Origin of the sequence: Paenibacillus sp. USDA918EY, from assembly GCF_009870825.1 — a bacterium.
GTDB classification, from domain to species: Bacteria; Bacillota; Bacilli; order Paenibacillales; family Paenibacillaceae; genus Paenibacillus_AQ; species Paenibacillus_AQ albilobatus.
In genome coordinates this window covers 443,680-467,975 of the sequence record NZ_WTWY01000001.1, presented here as the reverse complement: position 1 = coordinate 467,975, position 24,296 = coordinate 443,680, and the positions used below count along the sequence as shown (strand labels likewise).

The window sequence follows — 24,296 nt, the reverse complement described above, 5'->3', positions numbered from 1 at the left end:
GCTCCCCTCCAATCGTCTGAAATCGGAAATCCGCTCCAAACGAAACTTCGCATACCCTCCCTTCGACTTGGGTTTAATCGCGGATAATGCAGCATTTAGACAAGTTTTAAAGCGCTTACAATAGTGATTGTAAGGGAAGCTTTTTTCCAATTAAATGCACAAAATTGACCTTCGAAGGTGGATAATACTGACAGTCGGCCTTAGGCAACCATGCAAATAGACAGGGCCCCTACTAGCCCTGCCTAAAGCCAAAACCTTGGATGAAAGCCCGCCGTAACCGGATTCTTCCGCAGTTTCGCCGAAGTCCACAACGAAAAACGGATTGCTGGTATCACCTGTAATGCACGTGTTCGGGCTTATCAGCCTTTTACGGCTCCTGCCGTCATTCCCGAAATGATATATTTCTGTCCTAGCACATAAACTGCCAGAATCGGCACCAGGTTGATCAACATGGCGGCCGATACCAGATTCCATGAGCTGATGTATTGGCTGAAGTAATTATACATGGTCATGATCATTCCCCATTTGGCCGATGAATTCAAAAAATAGAGGGGAAGCACGAAGTCGTTCCAGCAGTTAAGAAAGTTGATGATCAGCGCCGTAACCGTAACAGGTTTCATCAGCGGGAAGATGATTCTAAAAAACAGCCCTCCTCCCCCGCTGCCGTCCATGACCGCCGATTCATCCAGTTCTTTCGGGATTCCGCTGACAAAACCGTAAAAGAGGAAGACCGTAAAGGGAATAAACGTTGCCGAATACAGCAGGATAATCCCGGTGAACGTATTGATGATATGAAGGATTTGCAGCACTTTCATCGTCGTGATATAGTTCATCGGAACAATAAGACCGATCAGAAACAAATAATATAAATAGCGGTTGATTCTCGTACGGTTTCTGGTCATGACGAAAGCCGCCATCGACGAGGTGACGATGGTAATCAAGGAGGTCAATGTCGATATGAGCAGGCTGTTCCAGAACGAACGCAGTATATTTCCATCCTTGAACACGGTTGCAAAGTTCTCAAAGTGAAACGAGGTCGGCAGTTTTAAACTCATCGCGGCCGATTCGGTCACGTTTTTAACGGAATTCAACAGCAGCATCGCAACTGGAATTAAGATGACCAGGCTTAAAATCCACATGCAGAGTTCTTTGATGGCGTTGCTCATCGCCTGTTTTCTTGTCATCCCTCTTTCACCTCGGAACTCGTGAATATCCTCACCATACCAATCGAAATGAAGATCAAGAACAAAAAGAGTACAACGCTCAGTGCCGTGCCATATCCGTAGGTTCCAAGCCCGAATTGGTTGAATATCGTTAAGTTGACAACCTCTGACGCCCTGCCCGGACCGCCGTTGGTTAATGCAAAAATGACATCGAATACTTTCAATCCGGAGATCACATTCAGCAGCATATTGATGGTTATGGAAGGAAGAAGGAAAGGAATCGTGATCTTGAACAATTTATTCCAATAATTTGCCCCGTCGATCGCTGCCGCTTCATGCATGTCCTTAGGTACCATCTGCAAACCTGCCAGAAAAATGACCATATTAAAGCCGGATGCTTTCCAGATTTCAACGCCCATGCCGGACCAGATCGCAAGTTGCGGATCGGCGATCCATGATTGGCTAAGGAAACCCAAACCGACGGCATGCAAAAATCCATTAAGGATACCCGTGTCGGGGTTATAAATTTGCTGGAAAATAAGCCCCACGATCAAATTGGATATGATGACAGGCATAAAAAAAATGGTTCTTAAATAGTTTTTCGATTTGACGCCCTCATTCAGCATAAGCGCCAACCCTAAGCCGATAACCGCTTTAAAGATCGATGTCACAAGGGCAAACATCAACGTGTTGTATATCGTCGTAAAATTGGACTTATCCGTGAACACTTCTTTAAAATTGTCGAGCCCGATCCATTTCACCTGATCGCTCATGGCATTCCAATTCGTGAGCGAATAGTAGAATCCCATCAGATTCGGGACAAGAAATAACACAAAAAACAATACAAAGGCAGGTAAAACAAACTTCCATGAATAGAGTTTTGAAGCATACACGCTGGATCCCTCCGATACAATTACCTTCCAACCGTACAAGTGGTCGATGCCCGGTTGTTATGGCCGAGCATCGACCACTTTTGTCTTTAGAGATTATCGATTATTTTCCTGTCGCATTAAACAATTTTTCTCTGTCCTTATCGATCGACTCCAGGACCTGCTTTGGCGTCAAACTTCCAAGCATCATATCCTGAATATATTTGCCGACAACCGTATTGTCCCAATAGAGCACACCATATTCCATGTCCATGCCATCTCCGCCCGGCGCATTTTCAACGAGCGATTTGCCGCCTTGCGTCGGTTTCGGTTCCACATCCGTGAAGGATGGCGCCGTTTGGATGTCAGGGCGAGCTTCATAGTACTTCTTCAAATTTTCAGGCCGGGCCAAAAAATCGAAAAATGCCTTTACGCTATCCAGGTTTTTTGAATCCTTATAAGCAACGCGCATATTTCCGCCGGCCGAATGAGAGAATACATTGTTTCCGGCGAGAGGTATAGGGTACATTTTCCAATCATTCGCATTCGAATCCGGGAATTTGCCGGCAACCTCGTTTTGATAAGATGTATATCCCAAGAAGGTAGCCGCTTGCTCTTTTCCCATAGCCTCATATCCGGAATCCCATGTATTCGAGATCGGGTTTTTGCCGAAATATCCTTTGTCATACATCTCTTTGAATTGGCTCAGAAAGGTTTCGAACTCCTTGACATCGGCGAATTTGATCTTGTTCGAGTTCAATTTGTCGTATAAGCCGGGACTGTTTTTTTCGGCGAGAGCCCCCATTTGCGATAACCAAACACCCCAATGCCAAGCTTCCTTCCCCACTTCATATATTGGGGTTATGTTGTTAGCTTTCAAAGTGTCCATAGCTTTGGTGAACTCGTCGTATGTTTTAGGGACCGTCAGATGGTATTTTTCGAACATTTTCGTGTTGTACAGCATCCCCCACCCGTCTACGGACCAGGTCATGAAGCCCATGACTTTGCCGTTTATCGTACTGCCGGCTTTGGCATAGGGCACATAACGGGATACCCACTTCTCGTTCGACAAATCGGCGAAATATTTTTCCGGAAGAAACTTTTGCGCGCCCACGCCTGCGCTGACCATGAAAATATCCGGTGCTTCCCCCGATGCAAGTTTGGTCTTTAAAACATTCGCATACTGGTCATCCGGGATGACCTGCATATCCACCTTGATACCCGTTTCTTGTGTAAAGGCTTCGTTCAGTTCGGAATCGATTTTGGAACCTTTGTTCAGCCAGTTTTGCGAACCCACGAAAGTAATCGTAATATCTTTTTTCTGAACTGCTTGTTCTTTGTTTTCTCCTCCGGTTTGCTCATCCTTTGCCGTAGAGCATCCTGCCAATCCGGAAATGCCAAGGATTGCAATGAGGGCTATGCTTAGTGATTTAAGCGGTTTCAATTGATGCATTTACAAACCTCCCTTTTTTCATTATTGTGTTTTTTGTACGGTGCAACTCTATTATTCATCATGGATCAAACGAAGGAAATGAAGGAAAGTGACTTGATGATGTGGATAATCTTGACCACATGCGAAAGCGCTGCCATTGGAGGATTGGAATAATGAAAAGCTTCAGAACGGTGCAAGCCAAGCTGTTTATGGTGTATGCCTGCCTCATTATGCTTATCATCATTATTTTCGTAACATCTTTTTATCTGTACGTTTCCCGGGCATTGGAACAAAAAGCTTCCGAATCTATTCATCAGCTCTCTCTTAATATTTCCGATAAGTTTGATGCGGAGCTTCGAAACATGGATGCGATTGCGGAGCGGATCATTACGTCGGACAGTTTGCGGACCTATTTTTTTGAGAATGCGGACAACCCGGCAAAAGAGCTGTATAACAGAAGGAATATCTCCAACACCTTGTTTTCCATTACCGGCTATCCGTTTCAGTTCTATCAGATTCACATCTATGGACTAAATGGAAAGTATATTGAATTTGGAAAAAACTTCGATGTATCCCGACTGTCCCCCGATACGATTCAGAACAAAGACTGGATACACGCGACCTTGGTTCAAGACGGACGGCGAACGGTCATTCCTCCCCGCAAGGACGATTGGGATCCGAATACGACCATCCTTTCCGTCGGCCGGGCGTTTACGGAGGTGCTCGGCGAACCAATGGACAATATCGTTGAAATCCAGCAAGATTACAGTGTCTTTGAAAATATCATCAACCGTTCGATTGCCATTCCCGGGGAGAAGTCCCCTTTTTCAACCAAGGTATACGTTTATGATAGGAACGGTAATTTGATCTACCCATTATCGCAAGGGTTGCCGCGGGTCGTGACTCCTTGGAATGAGATTAGCAAGCTAACGAATTCAAGCGGGATCCTAGCGCCTGCTTACCTACCCACGTTTCAAGACGCATCAAAACAACCTGCTGAAATGGCGGCCTACTCTCGCTCCGACTTCAGCGGGCTAACGGTTTTGCTTGTTGAATCTGAGGCAGCTTTGCTGCAACCGGTACAAATATTTCGAAATCAAATTATTTTGGTCGGTGTCGCCGCACTGCTTTTGACGATGATTTTGACCTATTATGTGTCCAAAGGGCTGACGACGCCCCTTAAAGCCATTCGCAAGTCGATTAACGGCTTAAGTTTGCAAACGCTTCATCCGAAGAAAATGATGGATGCTCCCTCGCATTTGAACGAGCTCGAAGAGCTCAAATCGGCTTTTGTCCAAATGTGCGAAAGGCTTGAAGAATCATTGCATGAGACCGTCGAAGCGAGATCCCAGGAAATCAAGGCGCGCATGCTCGCCCTTCAGGCTCAGATGAATCCTCATTTTCTTTATAATACGCTGACCATCATCAGCATTAAGGCAGATAACAACAATCAACAGGAAATCGTCAAAATGTGCTCGGACCTGTCCGGCATGATGAGATATATCGCCGTTGAAGAATCGGCTCCTGTAACGATAGCCCAGGAAATGGATTACACCGGCAAATATCTGGATTTGATGAAATCGCGCCATTCCGATCAATTCACGTGCAGCATCGATATTCCTGTGAACATGAATCATGTGCGCGTCCCCAGGCTCATCATTCAACCTATCGTGGAAAACTGTTTTAAGCATGCTTTCAACCAAAGGCCTCCATGGCACATTCATATTGATGGCAAAATCAACGATAACAAGTGGGAATTGATCATTTCGGATAACGGCATCGGTTTTGATGAAGAGGTACTCGCAAATATTCACGCAAAAATCGATCATCCTGATCGGACCATTGCCGACGATGATCCCCACATCGGGCTGCTAAACATTTTCCACCGATTAAAACTGCTTTATAACGACTTGGCTGTCTTTCAATTATCGAACACGGAGAAGGGCGCAAAGGTGCGAATTGGCGGACCTTGGCCGAAGGAGAATTAGTATGCATAGAGACCATTCTTTCAAAATACTGATCGCAGAAGACGAAAAGATTATTCTGGAGCATATCGTCGAAAAAATAGAACAAACGGCGCCCTTCTTCGAGGTCGTTGCCACGGCAATGAACGGAGAGGACGCACTGGAGCTTGTAAAATGCCATAGGCCCGATGTCCTTTTTACGGACGTAAAAATGCCTTTGATGGATGGGATCGAATTAACGCGCCAAGTCAAAATGCTTTATCCCGATATCCATATCGTGATTTTAAGCGGCTATGACAATTTTGCTTATGCGCAGCAGGCTCTAAGGCTTGGCGTATCCGATTATCTTCTTAAGCCGATGACCCGGGAAAGCCTGCAGGACACGCTTGACGAAATCAGGCTCAAACTGGAACAGCGCAACAGGATTCATGAAAGGAACATTATTACGCAAGATTTGAACGGACTTCAGCCGAGCATTTCTCCGCCTCTTTCCTTGCAGAGCAACAGATTCATGTTGTATCTCATTTGTCTCGGCAATTTGTGCCGTTACGTCATGGATGATATCGACGCCCAAAACACAAACAAAATATGGAGCATGGTCCAATGGGATCAAATGATGGACCGTCTGGAATCCACCGCCAAATGGTGGGTCATCGATGATAAAAACTATAATGTTAAATTTTTGATCATGACAACGAAAGAAAAAGATATGAATTCCCCTAAAAATATTGCGAATGAAATCCAAAGCGAAATCAGATGCTTTATTCAGCAGTCGTGTTCCGTCACTTTGAGTACGCACATGGACTCCGTCTCTTTAAACGATTTATGGGAGACCGCCCAAACACTCAGAAAATCACTGGATAAGGGCCTTATCCCCTGCCAGTCCACGATCATACGACAAGAAGAGAAAAAGCTGAAGCAAGAACACTTCAGCCCTTTGGATCCTGTTACCGCTAGTTCCATTGAGAAATTTGTTAAACAGGGAAAATTTGAACCGCTTACTTCGGAGATTGCTCGCCTTCTCGAAGAATGGTCGCTTGAAAACTATACGCAGCATGAATTGGAGAGATCACTTATTGAACTGGCGCGCCTTCTATTCGATCGCCTGGATGTTTCCAAACCGAATTCGGCCGAAATCGAATCGGGAATTTATCGCATCGTGGCAACTGCCCGTCATGCAGATGATTTGAACCAAAATATGTTAAGTCTGCTCACCAGCTGCTTGCCCGCACCCAAAAAGCCGGATTCGTCTGAAGAGCTCTACATCAAGCTTAAGGAATACATCCGTCTCAATTTTACCAAAGCCATTAACGTGGATCATTTGGCCCATACATTCCAATTTAACGCATCCTATATTATCCGCGTGTTCAAAAAATATCATGGCATGCCGCCACTGCAGTATCTCATTTCGCTGCGGATTCAGGAAGCGAAGCGAATGATCGAAGAAAAGCCCGAAATGGATTTCAAAGACATATCGGAAATCATCGGCTATACGGATCAGCATTATTTCAGTCGCGTATTCCGGAACTGGACGGGAATGAATCCCTCGGAATACAGAGATTTTGTCCATAAAAAATAGGCTGTTACCTGTACTGAAGGATGAGGTTCAGTGCAGAACAGGTAACCCAGAAGTAGGCCCTCAGCAAGAAGAGAACCAGAACCTCTATCATGTGCCCCTATGAGTCCTGAATATAAGGATTTATGGGGGTTATCTGCTCTTTTTCAATATATTTTTCGATAAATACAATAAATATTTATTGAATTACGATAAATTCCGTGATAATCTGTTACCAACATTCAATTGTGAGGTGTTCTATGATACGAAGCAAAACTGCGTTCCTGAAGTTGGCTGTTGTGACTCTTGGCATTATTGCTCTTCTGTCCTGTATATTCTGGTTGCCGGAGTATTCCAGAAATTCAGTAGAGACGAATCCTGATTACACCTATTTGAGATATCCTTTGCTTATTTTCGTGTATATTACAGCGGTACCGTTTTATATGGCTTTATATCAGGCTTTAAAACTATTACATTATATCGAAAGCAAAAATGCTTTCTCTGAATTGGCGGTAGAGTCTTTGAAACACATAAGATACTGTGCCATTGCGATCATCACGCTATATGTAATAGGTTTAATATTCCTGTGGTTCCAGAACGGTTTGCATTCTTCAATCGCAATGATGGGAGCGATCGTCATCTTCGCAACTTCGGCAGTCGCGGTTTTTGCAGCTGTTCTACAGGAACTATTAAAAAATGCACTTGAAATCAAATCAGAAAATGATTTGACGATCTGAGGTGTTTATATGGCGATCATAATCAATATCGATGTCATGTTGGCTAAAAGGAAAATGAGCGTTACGGAGCTTTCGGAGAAAGTGGGACTGACCATGGCGAATATCTCCATACTGAAAAACGGAAAAGCGAAAGCGATTCGCCTGACTACATTGGATAAAATATGCGAAGTGCTGGATTGCCAACCCGGGGATATACTGGAGTATTCAAAAGATTCAACAACAAATGAATAACAAAGTAGAGCCAAAGAATTGAAGGTAAAGAAATATTTTCTAAACACTTATATGGAGGTTGTGATCAATATGAAATTAAAATATCTTCCAGCATTAATGTTATTAATTGTAGGAATCGGTTGTCTAATTGCCCATAGTATTATCGGTGCCAAAGTCGGTTCTGACGGTATTCTTATTGAACCCTTTTATCTTCTCCCGGTAGGATACTTACTTGCGGCTCTCGGTATAATAATCGGACTTACAGTCGGTATTGTGTCGTTTTCCCGTAAGACTAAAAAGACTTTCAAATGATTAAGGACTTTAACTTGGGAGGCGCGAATGCAAATAGAACAACCAAAGAGGATTGGATCAAGCAAGCGGCGCCGAATTCTTTGCGGGGAATCACTATTGCAATTACTTCATTTCGGGTGCCAGCAGGCGATGAGCTGCATATTCCCAGTGGCGATATTCGGAACGTTGGCTATCTCCAAATGGCTTAACGTCCCGTTTATCTACAGGTACGATCTCATATTGCTGGTGCTGATTGCCGTGCAGTACTTGATGTACCGCAGCGGATTGGAGACGCTTGACGAAATCAAGGTCATTTGCGTGTTTCATATCATCGGTCTGGCTCTGGAACTTTATAAAGTGCAAATGGGCTCTTGGTCATACCCTGAACAGGGGTATAGCAAATTGTTCGGGGTTCCTTTATACAGCGGTTTTATGTACGCAAGTGTGGCGAGTTACATGTGCCAAGTGTGGAGGCGGCTCAAGATGGATATGACCGGCTGGCCGGGAATGGTTCCTGCCTCCGCGCTTGGAGCTGCGATATACTTAAACTTTTTCACTCACCATTATATCCCTGATTTTCGCTGGTGGCTATTGGCGCTCGTGGCTATTGTTTTTTGGAAAACTTGGATTCATTACACTGTTCGTACAAAGACTTACCGGATGCCGCTAACGATTGCCTTCTTGCTCGTTGGCTTTTTCATATGGTTGGCAGAAAACATCGCAACATTTTTCGGCGCCTGGAAATATCCCAACCAACAAGAAATATGGCAGCCCGTCGGCTTTGGTAAAATCAGCTCATGGTTCCTGCTCGTCATCATCAGCGTCATTATCGTGGCGCAATTGAAGTTCGTGAAAGCGGGTAAACACAAGACATAGGAATTCGGTTTATGGAACACGAAAACAGTCGTTACGCTTAAAAAACATATGTTACCGAAGCGTACATGAGAGCAGTTATCTGCTACACGTACTGAGCTCGTATGCGCTGGAATATTCGCTTCTTGTAACGATTATCATGGCAATCAAACAAAGTTCCTTAGAAGATTTGAAGTATTGCACTTTAAAACTTGGAACGCACTTAATAGCTTTCTTAGTGTTGGTGGCGGGCACACATGATTTGGAAATCACCACGTGTATCCGCCACCTTTATTACGACAAATGATTCCCCTTGCCAAGAGAAAACATTTGTCGTTTGAACGATGTACGGGTAGCTCTGTGCGAAGGTTACCTACAAAACTTATCTCTTAGAGCCAGCGTATATTTGACAGATTGCTCGACACCCTTTGCCTGATCTTCAATCATCTCCTCCAAAAGCTCCTGCGGCGGATCATAATAATCAAGCGGCTTGATGACAGACAAGTCGTACGGAGGTGATTCGACTTTGAACGCACCTTCGCCAACAGCGAACACGCCGCCGGCTCCTGAGTCCCTTTTGAAGGAAGTCGCATAAGGAAAGCACATTTCTACATTAATACGTGTCAACGTCGATTGCTCAACAAGAATTTGAAAGATTTGCTCCAAGTCGATGTTGCCAGTCCCTACAGGAACGCCGCATACCCGATAATCGTCCCCGTCATGAACGATAATATGGTCTTTGAAATGGGTTGTGAATGCATAAGGCGCCAATCTTTTGACAGCTTCAACCGGGTCTTCCCATGCCATCATGCTGTTTCCGATATCGCAATGCGCACTTACCCAAGGGCTATCGACTTCCTCAATGATACGAATGACCTCGCTCGTCAGCTCTTCCTCATGATTTTCTACAGCAAGTTTTATTCTGTATTTTTGCAGTAAAGGAATAATTCGCCGGATGTTATCGGGAGCTTGCTTCAGTCTTTCTGGATCATATGTGCCAAGGCAAGTATAGGTTCGGATAACATCGGCAACGATTTGGTGGGCAACCTCAATGACTTGCTTCAAATGCGCCGGATCCGTGCCATTCGTGTCAATTTCAGCGAAGAATCCGTATTTCTGAATTTCCGCCTTCACCTTTTCTAAATATTCTGGTTCAAACGATGCAAGCGTACCCCACCCGGGCAAATCCGGCCATTTCACGATATTGATCATGACTCCGTCCAAGCCCAGCTCTGCCGTTTTTTTGATAAATTGAAAAATATCCATTCTACCTGTCATAAACTGCAGATGATAGCTCTCAGTCTCCAAACCAATCTTCATGTTATTCTCTCCTTCAAGAATCCAATGACATATAGTCTGGCTGCCGTCTTAATAGCAAACTCCTGCTCGTACATACGTTCCAACTGTACTTTCACTTTCCGCTAGTCATTTTGCCAGATGAATCGTCCGTCTGCCTGAACGATGTCGGCAACCGTGGGGATCACAAAATCGGCATCCTGCAATTCAGACATGCCGCTCGCGCCTGATAGCACGCCAATCGCAAGACCGGCTGCACTATTTCTGGCAAACCGGATATCCGTCACGGTTTGGAGAACAAGCAAATAAGCTAATTCAATGAAGACTGAGTAGAGGATAGTTGTTGCTTAGGAGACATTAGTTGTCGATCCCGATTCCGAACGCCATTGCCAGAACTGGGGAAATACAAAAAGGATGCAGCACTTCCAGGCTGCATCCTTATATTTCTGAATTTTTATTTTATATACGCATTACTTACTAATGCATCGGCAATCACATGGGTCGGTATGATAAATTCAACTACGCCCATGTACCCTGGAGCGACTTCGTATTTATCAAAGGAAATGACAAGTTTACCTTCATTGTTTATATAAAAGCTTTGATCTTTTTTGATAGGGTCAATGTCCAACTCACTCTTCCCATCTATATCTGTCGTCCAATATGTCTTGTCTGGGTCCGTCTTCATCTGCTGTCTCATTTGCTCTTTAATATTTTCACTGATCAGTTTGATGTAGCTGTCGTCTTTAAATAAGCTTGGCAAGGTAATTAAAATTTGATTTTTTTTGTCGATCGTATCGTATTTAAATGTTGTCGAGGATGAACCAACCGTATTTACAACATATCTGCCTATGGCAAGAATCTGATCATTGTCGGTTTTGACTTCATAGCCGCTATCCACGCCTGTATGACCTCCGCCATTTTTCTTTAATTCCTTCATTTCAGTCGTAAAATCGCTGTACAGCTTTTTGCTCTCTTCCAGGTATTTGTTATTTAGAGCGGCTTCTAACGTTTTATTTTCCATATTCGTGATGGCAGGTACTTTGATATCGGCTTTCGCAGTTTCCTCATCCACTTTAAATTCCGTGAACGTCAGCACCTTGACGAGTGAACCAACATATGGCACATCTGATAAGGCCTTTGCGAAGGTCGGGCTGGCATTAATCCCTGTTACGAATATCATTGCCGCTGCCCCGACACCGACGAGACTCTTCACCCAACCGCCACTTCTTTTTTTGCTTTGTTTAATGGCTCTCTTCACAACGAAGTCCAATTCATCAGGGATTGGTGTACTTTTATATTTGCTTTTTAACTGTTCCAGTTGTTCGTTCATTCCTATTTTACCTCCTCAAAAATTTCATCGCTCATTTTAATTCGGAGTTTGCGGAGCCCTTGATACAATCGTGTTTTGACAGTACTGAGGTTTTCATTCATGACTTCCGCAATTTCGTCGATTTTTAAATCTTCAAAATATCTAAGGACAATCACCGTACGAAAGGCATGGGGCAATTCCTCCAAAGCTTTCTCCAAATCCATGTCAGGGTAGACATCTTCACCCGTTGGGCTGTGTAATTCCAATGTCTTGTCATCTACAAATTGAATCCGCTTATGTTTTCTTAGGAAATCGATCGATGTATTCACCAATATCTTGTATAACCAGCTTTTCATCGAACCTTCGGATTTTAAGGTCTCTGATGATGTCAGAGCTTTATGAATCGTATCCTGAACAATATCGAGTGCATTTTCATCATTTTTTACATAACTGAAGGCTAGGCGATACATATTTTCTTTATTTTCCGTAATAAAATGAATGAATAACTTTTCAAACTTTTTATTCATTTAAAGACTCTCCCTTTGATATGCGCATATCATTTCCTTGCTATACAAATAAGACGTGGATGATATCTAAAAAAGTTTGTTTTCATTTCATGAGTATGAGATGTAAATATTTCAAGTTCATTTCCTAGTTCGTAAAGTTAGGCTCTCCCGGTGTTATAAAGATTTAAAACGACTAAGAGTTCCGAAAGAAAAAAACTCGATGTTCCTTATCTTAAGGAAATCGAGTTTTTTATTCCATTCCAATTATCTCCATTTTTCGTTTTATATCTATATAGATCCTTATTCATATCTTTTCTATATATAAGTATTAAACAACCGGATAACTAGATTCTGCAAAAACCTATTTTAGCAGTTCGAAAGAATTTTTAATGTTCAAATCACCATAGAGTTGATCAAAAAGCTTGCCGTCATTCGACTGTGGATCAAACGGATTGGACTGCGGAGTTGTATACACATAAACCATTCCGTTAGCTTCAGTAATTACGCTTCCTACAGGCGGGCCTTGTTCACTGGAGAGGCGATTCCAATCATTTTTGGAAAATACGGAGATCATCAACAGCATTTCAGTATCTTTTCCATCTTTTGTCGTATAATCGAACTGCACTACATGCTTAGCCGACGGCATGATTTTATTTGTGCTTGCGCCTGCATATTGGCTTGCCTTGTAATGTCCCTTCCATGAAGCAGGCAGTTTTAAACGGAAGTTTGCCTGAGAATTCGTGTATAGTTCTTGGTTGTCCGCCACAACATCTTTTGCCAAAACATCTTTAAGCGTATTTCTTTCCCAAGTTAAGATCAGATGGTCCACGAATCCGCCATTTCCTCCTTGAGGGGCAGTGACGATAATATCGTTTACTTTGTTACCTGTGTAGTCACCGATAATCAAATTCGGTTCTCTTCCCAGTTCTCCGTACAATTTACCGTCCGTACCTTTGTTCACCCAATCATATTTTACGTATTTTTTGGTTTTTCCATCTTGCACAATGACGGATAAATTACTTGCATACGCATCCAGCTTCCCATCAATTTTTTCTTTTGTCCCGACCAAAATCACTTGGTCTTTAACGGAATCGCCGTTGATATCGGCCGGTTTGTAATCAAGTACATACGTATTTTCCTTCAGATTAAGTTCGGGCACCCTAAGTTTTTGACCGATTTCTATTTTTGGCTGAGCTTTTTGGGATTGTTGATTCACCACTTTTGATGCTGCGTTTGCCTGTTTTGCTGATGAAATTTGTGGCGCCCCGATTCCAACCGCACAAATAAAACCCGCCAGCGCTAAATAAGGAATTTTTTTTGTAAACTGTTTTTTCATCTTTCAAACCTCCGATTAATCCTTGTTTGTCTCTTACATAAGTAAGACGTATGAGTTCCTCTAAAAAGTTTGTTCTGGGTATGTAAAATAAATTTATAAATTGTATAACCCCATCCTAAAATCAGGACAGGGTTATCATAAATTTTTTTAATGTTTGATAAAAACACTTCACCGCACTTAAAACTTGCCAATAAAATCGTTTAGTACTAAGATACCCGTCGTGAAGTTACTTCTGTAAAATCTGAATAAGGTTGCCGCATGTATCGTCGAAGACAGCTATTGTGAGTTCGCCCATTTTTGTCGGCTCCATAGTAAAATTCACGCCGTTTTCCAATAATCGTTTATACTCTTGATTTATATCTGCAACGCCAAACATGGTTGCTGGAATGCCATCGGCAAATATCTTCTCTTGATACTCTTTGGCGGCAGGATGGTCATTCGGTTCGAGCAATAGCTCGGTACCGTCTTGATCATCGGGAGCAACAAGTGTTATCCACCTAAATTCTCCAACGGGAACGTCCTCCTTTTTTACAAACCCCAGCTTTTCCGAATAAAACTCCAATGCCTTATCTTGATCTTGCACGAATATACTGGTAACGACGATTTTCATGCTGTTTTGCCTCCTTTGATATTTGCGACATCGGTGCTTTGCGAACAATCCGGCTCCCATCAGAACAAACCATGTTTCGTCAGAAGTTTTTACATTAAAACTACTCTACCCATCCTTTCAGCAAATTTTTAAGTGGTTCGTTGTTGAATACAATCACTCGATATTTTCCCTTTTTTTCTGATTTTACGAGCCCTGCATCTTCCAATGCAGAAAGATGTTTAGCAATCGCCTGTCGCGAAATGGAAAGATCGTGTTTCATAATGAGACGTGCCGTAAGTTCATACAACGTCAGCTCGTTGCGCTCGGATAGTTCGTCTAACATAAGCCGCCGTGTCGAGTCGCCAAGAGCTTTGAATATAGCGTCTTTATCCCAATGCATATATCAAGTATATGCAACCCTGTGGTTGCCTGTCAAGCATAAGTAACTCTACGGTTGCTTGTCGAGCAAAAGCAAAATCCAATTCTTTAATCGGGAATGCGAATCAACATTCCCATATCATAGCTTGCTGATGGCATTGACAAGAATTGAGGCGTAATATTCTGCACCATCCCGCTTTAAATGAACGCCGTCTCGGTAGAAGTAGTCATTCTTTCCTTCACTGGCGGAATACCAGTCTACTACCGTCGTGTTACTGAAATCCTTGGAGACTTTTTCAATCGCTGCATTAACGGTATCCTGCCAGTTTCTCGGAACGCGAGTGTTGACCAATATAATCTGCTTGTCATCGCCAAGGGATTGGAGCAGTTCTCTTAATTGCTTGGTATTAAAAGCCCCGTTGGTACCGAGCTCAATAACGATACGGTCCCCCAGCTTACCGCGGGCTTTCAGCTCATTAACAACTTCCTGGGCCTGCCACATTTGGCGTCCAACCTTACCGTCCACGATTATCCCAGGTAGCATTTTCTTCAAAAACGGCTTCGCGTCCAATATAACGGAATCCCCGATCGCTGTGATCCCCTCCCCCGATTGAATCTTGGTTGTGATGGACTCTTTGTTTTCAGACCGGTTTAAGTTGTCTGATGTAGAAGGTACGGACGTTTCCTCCTTTTTTTCGGCTCCATTCATCTCTCGGGTGGCTTTTGATGGATCGGAATGTTCCGCTTTGCTTTGACTTTCCTTTTGCTGCTGCATAGTTTCGCTTTCATTTGACCTCAAAATCTGCTGCGTTCCACCAGCCTCAACCGTTTCTAACGGTGTCTTGGAATTGGACAAATTCGCAGTGCAAGCCAGTGGAATAAAAATAACCAGCAATACCGCCGCGAGAATAACCGGACGGATTCGGAGGCGGTGACGGTAACCGCGACGGCGAACCGGGAACCCATTGGACCGGACTTCTCTGAATTTCCCACGTCTTAGGGGCACTTCGATATATTTAAAGGATAAAGCCGAAAGGATAAGACTGAATGTGAGCTGCAGTATGATCCGCCCCACGCTGATACCGTCCGTATTAACGGCAGGGTTCGTTAGAATAATAACGGGATAATGCCAGATATACAGGCTGTAAGATCGCATTCCGATCCAGCGCAGCGGCTTACATCCCATGATTCTGCCTACGAAGCTGGAGGGATGCGCCAGGACGGCTATAACCGCCGCAGCAATAAAGGATATGATTACAAACCCTCCGTGGTATAGGAAGTCATCGTATTCATTGATACGATGCATCAGGATCAGAAGAACGACAATCCCAAGCAATCCGGTAATATCCAGGACGCCGCGGGCTACTCGGGATACATGTTCACGGAGTTTTCGGCTTGGCCATACGATGGCCAGCGCTGCGCCGATCAGAAGGGCGAATGCGCGGGTATCCGTTCCGTAATAAACCCTGCTTGGATCCGTACCAGGTACATAGATCATGGCCATGGCCAAAGCGGATACAGCCGCCAAACCCAAAATCATTAGGACCAGTTTTCTGCGACGGCGTGTGATCTTGAGTCCAAGCACAAGCAACAGCGGCCAAACCACATAAAATTGTTCTTCAATAGATAGCGACCATAGATGGCCGATCGGCGAAGCCGGCCCAAAGCTTTCAAAATAAGACACTTCATGAAAAATGAGATACCAGTTATTGACGTACAACAGAGATGATAGAAAATCGCCTTTCAATGCTTCTAGGCGGGAAGAATCTACGAAGAGCAAACACACTGCCACAAACATCAGCATGGCGATCATCGCCGGCAGCAGTCTGCGGGCTCTGCGAATCCAGAAGTTCATCAGGTCCAGACTATTGTGCTTCTTCCATTCGCTCACGATTTGGTCTGTAATGAGATAACCCGAGATGACAAAAAAGATCCCGACGCCAAGTAGCCCTCCCTGCGCCCACTTCAAATTCAGATGGTACGCAATGACGGCGAGCACGGACAAAGCTCTGAGGCCATCGATTCCCGGCATATAACGTTTACCGTTTGACCCCTGAAGAGGTGACATTCTTTGAAAGTTTTGTTGTCTAAACAGCCTCGTGTTGTTATTCATTGTAATTCCGTCCTTACCCTAATATTTGTTGTATATAGGTAGGACGAATCAGTGGATACAAAAAGTTTTTAAGTACTTTCAGGTTTATGTTACCAGCAGTTAAAACTTCTAATTATTCCGAAGAAATTGAACGTTTTTATAATACGAGCAATTCACAAGAAATCTGATATGAAAAAGCACATTTTACTATGTTAATCAGGTCATGGTAAAATGTGCTTCTATTTAAAAATTGAATGGATATCACTTATACAATGGATCCATCAAACGGCTCGATCGGCAGAGCGGCATTTCTTTGTCACTTCATGCTGAAGAACATATACAGACGGCCAAAGTCAAAAACATGAATATACGATCAGCACTAGCTTCAGCAAGATGATCGTTCCACCGACTCCGCAAACCCATTCGCCTTATAGTTAAACCGCTTGCGGTACCCGCATTTCCGGCATAGCTCCTCCACCACTTCGCGGCGGGAAAAGCCGTCGACGATGTTCGTTGCGCGTTCGCCTTCGATGATGTCTTTAAAAGGCGTTTTGTAGATATTGCCCAGATTGATGACCCCTTCCCCGTCCAAACAACACGGGATGACGGTGCCGTCGGCGAGCACGCCCGCCTGGTTCCGCAATCCGTGGCAGAATCCCGGGCCAAAATCCTCTTCCGCGTTCAAATCCGGCCATTCGAATTCATGGTCCATGTTGATGTAAATCCGGTCGGCGATTTTGACGCCTTTGCCCGGCTCGACCTTTTCCTCGATTTTATAATCCAAGCCAAATTCGTTTTCGATATATTCCAGCATTTCGCGGTTGCGCTGCTTCTCCAGGTTCGTGGCGTTGTCCATATCCAGGTTCCACAATCGAAGCGACACGATCAGGTTCGAGCTTGCCGTCGCTTCCTTCACGAAATTCAGCACTTTGGCGATGTACGCGTCTTTGTCCTTGGAACCGATATGCCCGTCGAAGCTGTGCAGCGAAAAGTTGATCTGGCGCAGCGCCGGTTTGTTCATCAGCTTGTGCCCCGCCTTATGCAGCAGCGTTCCGTTCGACGTGATGTTCACCTTGAACCCTTTTTCGTGGGCGGCATCGAGCAGCTGGTCGATGTGGGGATGAAGCAGCGGCTCCCCTTTGACGTGAAAATAAATATAATCCGTATACGGCTTGATTTCATCCAGCGTATGCTGAAATTGTTCAAGCGTAATATATTGAGTGGCTCGGTGCGTTGGCGGGCAAAACGTGCAGGCCAAATTGCAGCGGCTCGTCAGCTCGACGTAAAACTTTTTGAATTTCTTCATCTCGGTTACTCCAGTCCTCTGTTTCCATGTCAGATATTTTCGTAGAATCCATGCGATGACTCTCCCAAAAGTGTATATGAGAACCCGTAGGATCGCAATACGAACCCGAAGATCCGGCGTTTTTCCGTCTAAAAATCCGTTCATTTGACATTTCCTGGCTTGTATGCGTCATATGCTCTACTTAGGATAACGAAAGGAGCGGGATAAGGCAGTGATTCGAATCGGCAACGAAGAAGCGGTGCTGGAAACCGGGAGTTGGCCCCCGTTATGGCAAAAAATCGTAAACGCGAAACGCAGCAGTCCTACGGTATTCCGTTACGTTTCGCTTGGTCATTTGCGGTTTGAGCTGCGGCTCAGAACGGCCATCGTCGAAGCGGCCAAAGCGCTGAAGCGCAGCGGCGTGCAGTTCGAAGATTTTGAGCACTCCCATTGCAACGAGCGGTATTGGAATCTGAACCGTCAAGGAGGGTTTGAGCTAAGACCCGACGTCACGCCGGCCGAGGGCATCCGGGACATTTTCGTCAACGGTCCGCGGTACGGGTTCGAATGTGCGACCGCCATCGTGATCGTCCTGTATAAAGGACTGCTGGATTGTATTCACGAAAGGGATTTTAATCGGATGTTCGCGGACCTGCTGCTGTACGACTGGCATTACGACAGCGATCTGCGCCTTATCGAAAAACAGGGAGTATCCCAGTCGTTTCCGGGCGACGTGCTGTACTTCAAAAACCCGGACGTCAATCCGCGGCAAATCGAATGGCAGGGCGAAAACACCGTCAAACTCGAAGAGGATCTTTATTACGGCCATGGCATCGGGATCGCTTCATCCCAGGCCATCATCGCGAAGCTTAACAGACACCGGAAACCGGGAAGCACCGTGTCCGCCTATCTGACCGACCAAGTGATTTCCCCCGATTTTCTTTACCTGTCCCAATACGAGGCAGGGGGCTCGGAAGTAAACCCCGAGGCGCTTGAGCAAAACTGGATGCAGGAAAGCGGCATCGTCTCGCGAATCGGGCGGCGGCGTTATTGGATCGCATAAACGAAAATGGCGGAAAAAGCTGGCGCGCTTGCGGCAGCTTTGTTTTTTTGCTCTCTTCGCTGCGAAAATATCGAATTATGTCAAAATAATCATCGGTTTTGGCTCATTTTGTAAACATTTATAGACCATAGAACCGGGTCGGTGCTATAATATGGTAGAATTAGTACATACTAAGGGGGTCTATTTTCCTATGTCGTGGTTAAAAAATCTGCCGCTTTCCCAGCGGGTTATTGCCGGGTGCTACATGGTCGCCGCTCTGTTCGCCCTGCCGGCGCTCGTCATCTTCATTCTGATCGGCAAGCTGATCATCGGGGTCGTATTCGTCGTCGTTTTGGCTGCGCTTACATATCCCCTTGCCCGTTATGTGGAGAAAACGCTCACCTCCTCGTTCGAAAACATCGCCAACGTAACGGCCGCGATCGCCAAAGGCGACTTTACGAACCGCGTCGACGAAACCGGCTCCATGGGGGATGTCAGCCGTTCGTTCAACAGCATGATCGACAAGCTGAAGAAAATTTTGAACGAAGTATCCGGCATTACCCGCCGGGTCATCGATGCCAGCCGCGGCATCGCCGACAAAAACCAGGAGCTGAAAAACGTGATGGCCTCCGTCGCATCGGCTTCCAACGAGCTGGCGATCGGGGCAAACGAAATATCGGCCGATGTCGCCGGCATGACCGAATCGATCCAGGACATTGAATTGAAGGTCGGCAACTACGCCAAATCCACCAAAGAGATGAAAAAGCAGTCCGACCTGACGTTCGGCTTCGTGGAAAAAGGACGCCAGTCGGTCGAAAAGCAGGCGGAAGGCATGCGCAAAAACATCGAAGCGACCGAAAACGTCGCCAAAACGATCGACGCGCTTTCCAAAAACGCGTACGGCATTCATAAAATCACCAAAACCATCTCCGAATTGGCCGAGCAAACGAATCTGCTATCCTTGAACGCATCGATCGAAGCCGCCAGAGCCGGCGAGCATGGACGCGGTTTTGCCGTCGTTGCGCATGAGGTCCGCAAGCTTGCCGAGGAATCCACGTCATCGACCCAGGAAGTGTTCGGGCTCGTCAGAAGCATCGAGCAAGGCATCCGCGAAGCGATCGAGAACATTCAAGTGAACGAGGAAGTCGTCCGGATGCAAAATGAAATGATCCGCGAAGCGGAGCAAATTTTTACCAACATCGTGGAAAGCGTCCAATACATAAACGAGCAGATCAACGCATTCTCCAGGGAAAGCGATGTCATGCTCGAAAGCGCGCAGAAAATTTCCGCCGCGATCCAGAACATTTCGGCCATTACCGAGCAATCTTCGGCGGGAACCGAGCAGGTGTCCGCTTCGATGAACGAACAGATGAAATCCATCGAAGCTGTCGTGGAGGAAACCGAAGCGATGAGACAAGCCGTGTTCCAGCTGCAGAAAACGATCCAGATTTTCAAGTTTTAGCGCCAGTGCCGCTTATCTTCAGTCCTTTGCCCGATTGAATCCTTCTCCTTTCTGTTATATGATGGATAGAATTACAACGTAAAATGGACTTGCCGTCTTTATGGGGTCCATTTTATTCAGCAGGATTTTTGGAGGAATGAAGGCATGGCTTCAGTACAACCGCAACGACTCGACCCGAGGGTCATACGGACGCAAAGGCTGCTCAAAAACGCGCTGTTCGACCTTCTGGAGGAACATAATTATGAACAAGTCACCGTGCAGGATATTGCCGACCGGGCGACCGTCAAACGCGCAACGTTTTATCTGCATTATAACGATAAACAGGATCTCGCGAACCAATGCATTGCCGATCTGCTCGCCGAGTTAAGCGAATCGATCCGCAGTTCGACCGAGGATCCGATGCAATTCGATTTTCACAGCGGCAAACCCCACCCGATTTTCATCCGGATGTTCAAGCATGTCAGCCAAAATTTTCGCCAGTACCAAGCTTTGCTTGTCCAAAACCGGATTGCGGCGTTTACTGCCGGTCTGCTGGACGTTCTTCACAACTTTATTTCAGCGGGCATCAATATGACCGAACCGGACGATTCCAACTTGTCTGCGCGCAGGGAGGTCGTCATCAAATATGTCGAATCGGCTTTCCTGGAACTCATTATATGGTGGGTCGAAAATCAAATGCCTTACAGCGAAGAGGAAATGGCCGAAATGTTAATGAATCTTTCCATTTTAGGCCCTTACCGCGTCCGCCCTTTTGAAAAATTGAATCAAATAAAAAATAACCCCGACGGACCGTAATCCGTCAGGGTTATTTTTTTGGGCCGCTGCCTGCCGTTTACAGGGCCGTCCAACCGCCGTCAATGACAAGCTCCGCCCCGGTCATGAAACGGGATTCGTCCGATGCCAGGAAAAGCACGCCGTAAGCGACGTCTTCCGGGTTGCCGAAGTAAGGGAGCTGCGTAAACGTTTTGTAGTACGGCTCCGCCTCCCCGAACGTGCCTGCCGTCATCGGCGTCACGATGATCCCCGGATGGACCGAGTTGACCCGGATGCTCTCTTTCGCATATTCGACGGCCGCGGCTTTCGAAATCGAACGCAGAGCGCCTTTCGCCGCCGTGTATGCGCTGGAGCCGGCCATGCCGACAAGGCCGCCGATCGAGGAAATGTTGATGACGGAGCCGGAGCCGTTCTTTTTCATTTCAGGGATGGCGTATTTCATGCCCAGCATGCAGCCGTTCAGGTTGATATCCATCACTTTGTTCCACTTGTCCATTTCCAGGTTGGCGATGGTCATCGTGGAAGATACGCCGGCGTTGTTGACAAGCACGTCGACTTTGCCGAATTGTTTTACGGTTTCTTCGATGATGTGTTTCCATTCTTCTTCCGAAGCAACGTTATGTTTGAAGCCGAGCACTTCCCCGCCGCCGCTCTTGATTTCGTTTACAATTTCATTCAATGCCGTTTCGTTGATGTCGGTAGCGACCACTTTGGCGCCCTCCCGGGCAAACAATTTCGCTTCGGCTGCGCCCATTCCGTTGCCTGCTCCTGTAATCACCGCTACTTTGCCTGCCAAACGTCCCATGTCCATCTTCCTCTCTATATGATGCCTCGTTATGTTGTGTAATCGATTACGATCAAATTATACACCCGTTCGTCTAATTTGTGAAGTATTTTACACTATGTCATTTAACAAGGATCGAAATAGGGAGCATTGAAATCGTCATCTGAAATATAGGAGCATGGTTAAGACTAGATCTCGAAAAAATAAGGGAACTCCCGTATCGACAGGAGCTCCCTTATATATTGCTAATCATGTTTTTCCAGCCAAATATCCTTGAAATCCACCCATCCAAGCGGATTGAGGCTCATCCCGCGCACGAACGGATGCAGGAAGGCGTCAAGCTGCCGGTGATGGAGAAAAATGACCGAGGCTTCGTCGCGCAAATATTCCTCGATTTCCCGGAACGTCATTCGTCTCGCTTCTCCGCTCTCCGCCTCCAAGGCGTCGTCGATCCGCGATTTGATCCAGTTCATGCGCTCTTCATCCAGGTACAGCCGCAATCCGTTGATCCCGTTCTCATACGTCTCGATTTCGCATACCTCGTCTTCGGCCAGCACGATGCTGGATAGGGTGCAGTCGGCTTCCTTCCAATTTTTGTGGTTCTCGATTTCGACCCGGATCCCCCACTCCGACAAACGTTTCCGAATCCATGCCGCGTCATCCTTGTATTTGTCGTAAACCGCGAGCCGGACCGGCCTTCCTTCATAACACGATTCCTTCAAAGCTGCCTTAACGCGTTCGGGCCGGATCGGGTCGATGACGCGGCCCCGGCTCTCACACGGGCGGAATCCGAAAGCGGGAAGGATACGGGGGCCTCCCAGCTCCGCGATCATCTCGCCGGGATGCAATATCATCTTTGCGGCCCTGCGGAAGGCTTCCGACTGCTGCGGGCCTTCCCGCTTCACGTTCCAGCACAACATCGTGCAGCCTTGTCGAAGGTCGGGAACCGCTCCCCCCCGATCTTCCTGTCTATACCGGTCCATCATATGTAATACCGAGGTAAAACCGACCGATTCCGGGTTGCAGTCCGCAGGCATGATGACGATATCGACGCCGTCCAAATACGGGCGGCCCTGATAATAATGGGAATGCGCGGCGAGCTCGACGCGATGTTTGGAAAAGGAGACGACGCGAAACGGACCGGAGCCGAGCGGCAAGTTCCAGAAGTTTTCTTCCTCCTGACCGGCGAAATCGGCAGGCAGGATCGACACCCCGACCGAGCACATGAACCGGTCGAAGATGCGGTTCGGTTTGCGGAGCCGAATCCGCACAACGCGCGGCCCCAGCGCATCGATCCGCTCGACTCCGCGAAGCAGCCATTCGTTTTCCGTGTTGCGGCGCAAGCGGTTCAGGGAAAACAACACGTCGGCGGATGTCATCTCCTGGCCGTGATGGAAACGAATGCCTTTGCGCAAATAAAACGTCCATTCGGTCGCCGCCTCGTTATGGCTCCAGTGGTGGGCGACGCCGGGCACGATTCGGCAGAGCCGCTCATCGTAGGTCAGAAGCCTGTCGAAAATTTGTCTTTGCAGATGCGAATCGAACGCAAAGCTTGCGGTCGCGGGATCGAGCGTCCGCGGCGGATACAAGACGGGAAAAATCAAATTATCCGTCGCAGGGGAGCCTTCGGCGCCTTCTTCTTTTTTATAGCCGAAATGACCGTTCAGCCAATCGAGGAATCTCTCCTTGGCTTGCGTTCCGCTACTATAGGAACCGATTTTTTCGAAAGCGTGCCGGTAATCGCCATCTTGGGCGAGTTCGATCGCCAGATTCAACAAAAAATCTTCTTTTTCCTCTTGAAACGTGATACGCGAATAATTGCCCCGGCCCCGGCCCGGGAGCCAGTCGACCCACCCCTCGTCGACAAGCTTTCGCAAAATCAGCTTTGCGTTCCTCACGGTGCAATACAACGCTTCGGACAAATCCTCAAGCGTCACTTCGATCGGGACACCGCTTTCTTTTCCGTTCGAAAACCGGCTGTGGAGCATTAAATATTGTTCTTTGATCAGCATGGAACCTACCCTCCCAAACGCAATGCCATCATAAAAGGGGAAAATCATTTCGGTAAGTATACACTTTTTTGCCCCTTTTGAACAGCGCATAATGAAAGCAGATCAAATGAAGTGGAGGAATCAACCATGCTGGAATATTACACGTATCAAAAGCTTCTCGAATATGATCAGGCCGACCGCAAAAATCCCGTAAAGATCCGAAGAGAGCAGGAAAGACAAATGGCTTATACGGCTAATCGGGACCAAGGAACCTTTAGCCAATGGTTTGGATCTGCGCTGGGATTGTTCCATAAGCCGGAGCGGCGCTAAAAATACCGACTTGAGGCGTTAAGGCATAGAAAAAGGGTATCCTGCGCGG

General features: G+C 46.2%; 24 protein-coding genes. 10 read left to right on the top strand and 14 right to left on the bottom strand.

Going from position 1 to position 24,296, the window contains the following annotated elements:
- Nucleotides 1-359 precede the first annotated feature (359 nt).
- The 3 genes from GQY55_RS02315 to GQY55_RS02305 form a co-directional block, all read right to left on the bottom strand.
- Entirely contained in the window at nt 360-1,184 is an 825-nt protein-coding gene (locus tag GQY55_RS02315) for a carbohydrate ABC transporter permease (RefSeq protein ID WP_160037733.1), read from the bottom strand.
- Nucleotides 1,181-1,996: a carbohydrate ABC transporter permease gene (locus GQY55_RS02310; protein WP_236575352.1), complete on the bottom strand. Its 816-nt coding sequence runs from the start codon at nt 1,994-1,996 to the stop codon at nt 1,181-1,183. The genes GQY55_RS02315 and GQY55_RS02310 overlap by 4 nt, the downstream gene beginning before the upstream one ends.
- 160 nt (nt 1,997-2,156) lie before the next feature.
- Nucleotides 2,157-3,485: an ABC transporter substrate-binding protein gene (locus GQY55_RS02305; protein ID WP_160037729.1), complete on the bottom strand. Its 1,329-nt coding sequence runs from the start codon at nt 3,483-3,485 to the stop codon at nt 2,157-2,159.
- A 152-nt stretch (nt 3,486-3,637) separates the two neighbouring features.
- Here GQY55_RS02305 and GQY55_RS02300 point away from each other — a divergent pair, with 152 nt between their 5' ends.
- The 6 genes from GQY55_RS02300 to GQY55_RS02275 all read left to right on the top strand — a co-directional run bounded on the left by GQY55_RS02300 (nt 3,638) and on the right by GQY55_RS02275 (nt 9,097).
- Nucleotides 3,638-5,452 (top strand): cache domain-containing sensor histidine kinase, encoded by a 1,815-nt coding sequence (locus GQY55_RS02300; protein ID WP_160037727.1) that lies wholly within the window; start codon nt 3,638-3,640, stop codon nt 5,450-5,452.
- 1 nt (nt 5,453) lies between these two features.
- Complete coding sequence (locus GQY55_RS02295; RefSeq protein WP_160037725.1) at nt 5,454-7,007, top strand: response regulator; 1,554 nt, start codon at nt 5,454-5,456, stop codon at nt 7,005-7,007.
- A 236-nt stretch (nt 7,008-7,243) separates the two neighbouring features.
- Nucleotides 7,244-7,720: a DUF2975 domain-containing protein gene (locus GQY55_RS02290; protein WP_160037724.1), complete on the top strand. Its 477-nt coding sequence runs from the start codon at nt 7,244-7,246 to the stop codon at nt 7,718-7,720.
- 9 nt (nt 7,721-7,729) lie between these two features.
- Nucleotides 7,730-7,951 (top strand): helix-turn-helix domain-containing protein, encoded by a 222-nt coding sequence (locus tag GQY55_RS02285; protein ID WP_160037723.1) that lies wholly within the window; start codon nt 7,730-7,732, stop codon nt 7,949-7,951.
- 69 nt (nt 7,952-8,020) lie between these two features.
- Nucleotides 8,021-8,242 carry a DUF3955 domain-containing protein gene (locus GQY55_RS02280; protein ID WP_160037722.1) on the top strand — a complete coding sequence of 74 codons (222 nt, stop codon included), beginning with the start codon at nt 8,021-8,023 and terminating at the stop codon, nt 8,240-8,242.
- Nucleotides 8,243-8,269: 27 nt separating this feature from the next.
- Nucleotides 8,270-9,097, top strand: coding sequence for a DUF817 domain-containing protein (locus tag GQY55_RS02275; RefSeq protein ID WP_160037721.1), 828 nt, complete (start codon nt 8,270-8,272; stop codon nt 9,095-9,097).
- 345 nt (nt 9,098-9,442) lie between these two features.
- On the opposite strand, the gene GQY55_RS02270 is transcribed toward GQY55_RS02275, so the two are convergent.
- From GQY55_RS02270 to GQY55_RS02230, 9 genes are all read right to left on the bottom strand, one after another.
- Nucleotides 9,443-10,393, bottom strand: a complete 951-nt coding sequence (locus tag GQY55_RS02270) for a sugar phosphate isomerase/epimerase family protein (protein ID WP_160037720.1) — start codon at nt 10,391-10,393, stop codon at nt 9,443-9,445.
- 101 nt (nt 10,394-10,494) lie between these two features.
- Complete coding sequence (locus GQY55_RS31165) at nt 10,495-10,656, bottom strand: hypothetical protein (protein ID WP_236575351.1); 162 nt, start codon at nt 10,654-10,656, stop codon at nt 10,495-10,497.
- Nucleotides 10,657-10,823: 167 nt separating this feature from the next.
- Complete coding sequence (locus GQY55_RS02265; RefSeq protein WP_160037719.1) at nt 10,824-11,699, bottom strand: DUF3298 and DUF4163 domain-containing protein; 876 nt, start codon at nt 11,697-11,699, stop codon at nt 10,824-10,826.
- 2 nt (nt 11,700-11,701) lie between these two features.
- Complete coding sequence (locus GQY55_RS02260; protein ID WP_160037718.1) at nt 11,702-12,205, bottom strand: RNA polymerase sigma factor; 504 nt, start codon at nt 12,203-12,205, stop codon at nt 11,702-11,704.
- A gap of 340 nt (nt 12,206-12,545) precedes the next feature.
- Nucleotides 12,546-13,520: a hypothetical protein gene (locus GQY55_RS31160; protein ID WP_236575350.1), complete on the bottom strand. Its 975-nt coding sequence runs from the start codon at nt 13,518-13,520 to the stop codon at nt 12,546-12,548.
- 226 nt (nt 13,521-13,746) lie between these two features.
- Complete coding sequence (locus tag GQY55_RS02245) at nt 13,747-14,130, bottom strand: VOC family protein (RefSeq protein ID WP_160037717.1); 384 nt, start codon at nt 14,128-14,130, stop codon at nt 13,747-13,749.
- A gap of 100 nt (nt 14,131-14,230) precedes the next feature.
- Nucleotides 14,231-14,509: an ArsR/SmtB family transcription factor gene (locus GQY55_RS02240; RefSeq protein ID WP_160037716.1), complete on the bottom strand. Its 279-nt coding sequence runs from the start codon at nt 14,507-14,509 to the stop codon at nt 14,231-14,233.
- Nucleotides 14,510-14,626: 117 nt separating this feature from the next.
- Complete coding sequence (locus GQY55_RS02235; RefSeq protein WP_373309114.1) at nt 14,627-16,600, bottom strand: acyltransferase family protein; 1,974 nt, start codon at nt 16,598-16,600, stop codon at nt 14,627-14,629.
- Between the two features lie 364 nt (nt 16,601-16,964).
- Nucleotides 16,965-17,885 carry a radical SAM/SPASM domain-containing protein gene (locus tag GQY55_RS02230; RefSeq protein WP_160037714.1) on the bottom strand — a complete coding sequence of 307 codons (921 nt, stop codon included), beginning with the start codon at nt 17,883-17,885 and terminating at the stop codon, nt 16,965-16,967.
- 211 nt (nt 17,886-18,096) lie between these two features.
- Here GQY55_RS02230 and GQY55_RS02225 point away from each other — a divergent pair, with 211 nt between their 5' ends.
- From GQY55_RS02225 to GQY55_RS02215, 3 genes are all read left to right on the top strand, one after another.
- Nucleotides 18,097-18,927: a protein-glutamine gamma-glutamyltransferase gene (locus GQY55_RS02225; protein WP_236575349.1), complete on the top strand. Its 831-nt coding sequence runs from the start codon at nt 18,097-18,099 to the stop codon at nt 18,925-18,927.
- A 190-nt stretch (nt 18,928-19,117) separates the two neighbouring features.
- Nucleotides 19,118-20,368, top strand: coding sequence for a methyl-accepting chemotaxis protein (locus tag GQY55_RS02220; RefSeq protein WP_160037712.1), 1,251 nt, complete (start codon nt 19,118-19,120; stop codon nt 20,366-20,368).
- A 144-nt stretch (nt 20,369-20,512) separates the two neighbouring features.
- Nucleotides 20,513-21,163 carry a TetR/AcrR family transcriptional regulator gene (locus GQY55_RS02215; protein ID WP_160037710.1) on the top strand — a complete coding sequence of 217 codons (651 nt, stop codon included), beginning with the start codon at nt 20,513-20,515 and terminating at the stop codon, nt 21,161-21,163.
- Nucleotides 21,164-21,200: 37 nt separating this feature from the next.
- On the opposite strand, the gene GQY55_RS02210 is transcribed toward GQY55_RS02215, so the two are convergent.
- Together GQY55_RS02210 and GQY55_RS02205 are read right to left on the bottom strand one after the other, a co-directional pair.
- Nucleotides 21,201-21,947, bottom strand: a complete 747-nt coding sequence (locus GQY55_RS02210) for an SDR family NAD(P)-dependent oxidoreductase (RefSeq protein WP_160037708.1) — start codon at nt 21,945-21,947, stop codon at nt 21,201-21,203.
- 224 nt (nt 21,948-22,171) lie between these two features.
- The gene (locus GQY55_RS02205) at nt 22,172-23,938 is read right to left on the bottom strand and encodes an ABC transporter substrate-binding protein (RefSeq protein WP_160037706.1); all 1,767 of its coding nucleotides are present in this window, start codon (nt 23,936-23,938) and stop codon (nt 22,172-22,174) included.
- Nucleotides 23,939-24,064: 126 nt separating this feature from the next.
- On the opposite strand from GQY55_RS02205, the gene GQY55_RS02200 reads away from it, so the two are divergent.
- Entirely contained in the window at nt 24,065-24,247 is a 183-nt protein-coding gene (locus GQY55_RS02200; protein WP_160037704.1) for a hypothetical protein, read from the top strand.
- Nucleotides 24,248-24,296 lie beyond the last annotated feature (49 nt).

Excerpts from the sequence above, each read along its gene's own strand:
- GQY55_RS02235 (WP_373309114.1), bottom strand. The coding sequence starts at position 16,600 with ATGAATAACAACACGAGGCTGTTTAGACAACAAAACTTTCAAAGAATG.
- GQY55_RS02200 (WP_160037704.1), top strand. The coding sequence starts at position 24,065 with ATGCTGGAATATTACACGTATCAAAAGCTTCTCGAATATGATCAGGCC.
- GQY55_RS02215 (WP_160037710.1), top strand. The coding sequence starts at position 20,513 with ATGGCTTCAGTACAACCGCAACGACTCGACCCGAGGGTCATACGGACG.
- GQY55_RS02260 (WP_160037718.1), bottom strand. The coding sequence starts at position 12,205 with ATGAATAAAAAGTTTGAAAAGTTATTCATTCATTTTATTACGGAAAAT.
- GQY55_RS02210 (WP_160037708.1), bottom strand. The coding sequence starts at position 21,947 with ATGGGACGTTTGGCAGGCAAAGTAGCGGTGATTACAGGAGCAGGCAAC.
- GQY55_RS02290 (WP_160037724.1), top strand. The coding sequence starts at position 7,244 with ATGATACGAAGCAAAACTGCGTTCCTGAAGTTGGCTGTTGTGACTCTT.
- GQY55_RS02220 (WP_160037712.1), top strand. The coding sequence starts at position 19,118 with ATGTCGTGGTTAAAAAATCTGCCGCTTTCCCAGCGGGTTATTGCCGGG.
- GQY55_RS02245 (WP_160037717.1), bottom strand. The coding sequence starts at position 14,130 with ATGAAAATCGTCGTTACCAGTATATTCGTGCAAGATCAAGATAAGGCA.
- GQY55_RS02240 (WP_160037716.1), bottom strand. The coding sequence starts at position 14,509 with ATGCATTGGGATAAAGACGCTATATTCAAAGCTCTTGGCGACTCGACA.
- GQY55_RS02205 (WP_160037706.1), bottom strand. The coding sequence starts at position 23,938 with ATGCTGATCAAAGAACAATATTTAATGCTCCACAGCCGGTTTTCGAAC.
- GQY55_RS02270 (WP_160037720.1), bottom strand. The coding sequence starts at position 10,393 with ATGAAGATTGGTTTGGAGACTGAGAGCTATCATCTGCAGTTTATGACA.
- GQY55_RS02315 (WP_160037733.1), bottom strand. The coding sequence starts at position 1,184 with ATGACAAGAAAACAGGCGATGAGCAACGCCATCAAAGAACTCTGCATG.
- GQY55_RS02305 (WP_160037729.1), bottom strand. The coding sequence starts at position 3,485 with ATGCATCAATTGAAACCGCTTAAATCACTAAGCATAGCCCTCATTGCA.
- GQY55_RS02230 (WP_160037714.1), bottom strand. The coding sequence starts at position 17,885 with ATGAAGAAATTCAAAAAGTTTTACGTCGAGCTGACGAGCCGCTGCAAT.
- GQY55_RS02295 (WP_160037725.1), top strand. The coding sequence starts at position 5,454 with ATGCATAGAGACCATTCTTTCAAAATACTGATCGCAGAAGACGAAAAG.
- GQY55_RS31160 (WP_236575350.1), bottom strand. The coding sequence starts at position 13,520 with ATGAAAAAACAGTTTACAAAAAAAATTCCTTATTTAGCGCTGGCGGGT.
- GQY55_RS02265 (WP_160037719.1), bottom strand. The coding sequence starts at position 11,699 with ATGAACGAACAACTGGAACAGTTAAAAAGCAAATATAAAAGTACACCA.
- GQY55_RS02275 (WP_160037721.1), top strand. The coding sequence starts at position 8,270 with ATGCAAATAGAACAACCAAAGAGGATTGGATCAAGCAAGCGGCGCCGA.
- GQY55_RS02280 (WP_160037722.1), top strand. The coding sequence starts at position 8,021 with ATGAAATTAAAATATCTTCCAGCATTAATGTTATTAATTGTAGGAATC.
- GQY55_RS02285 (WP_160037723.1), top strand. The coding sequence starts at position 7,730 with ATGGCGATCATAATCAATATCGATGTCATGTTGGCTAAAAGGAAAATG.
- GQY55_RS02300 (WP_160037727.1), top strand. The coding sequence starts at position 3,638 with ATGAAAAGCTTCAGAACGGTGCAAGCCAAGCTGTTTATGGTGTATGCC.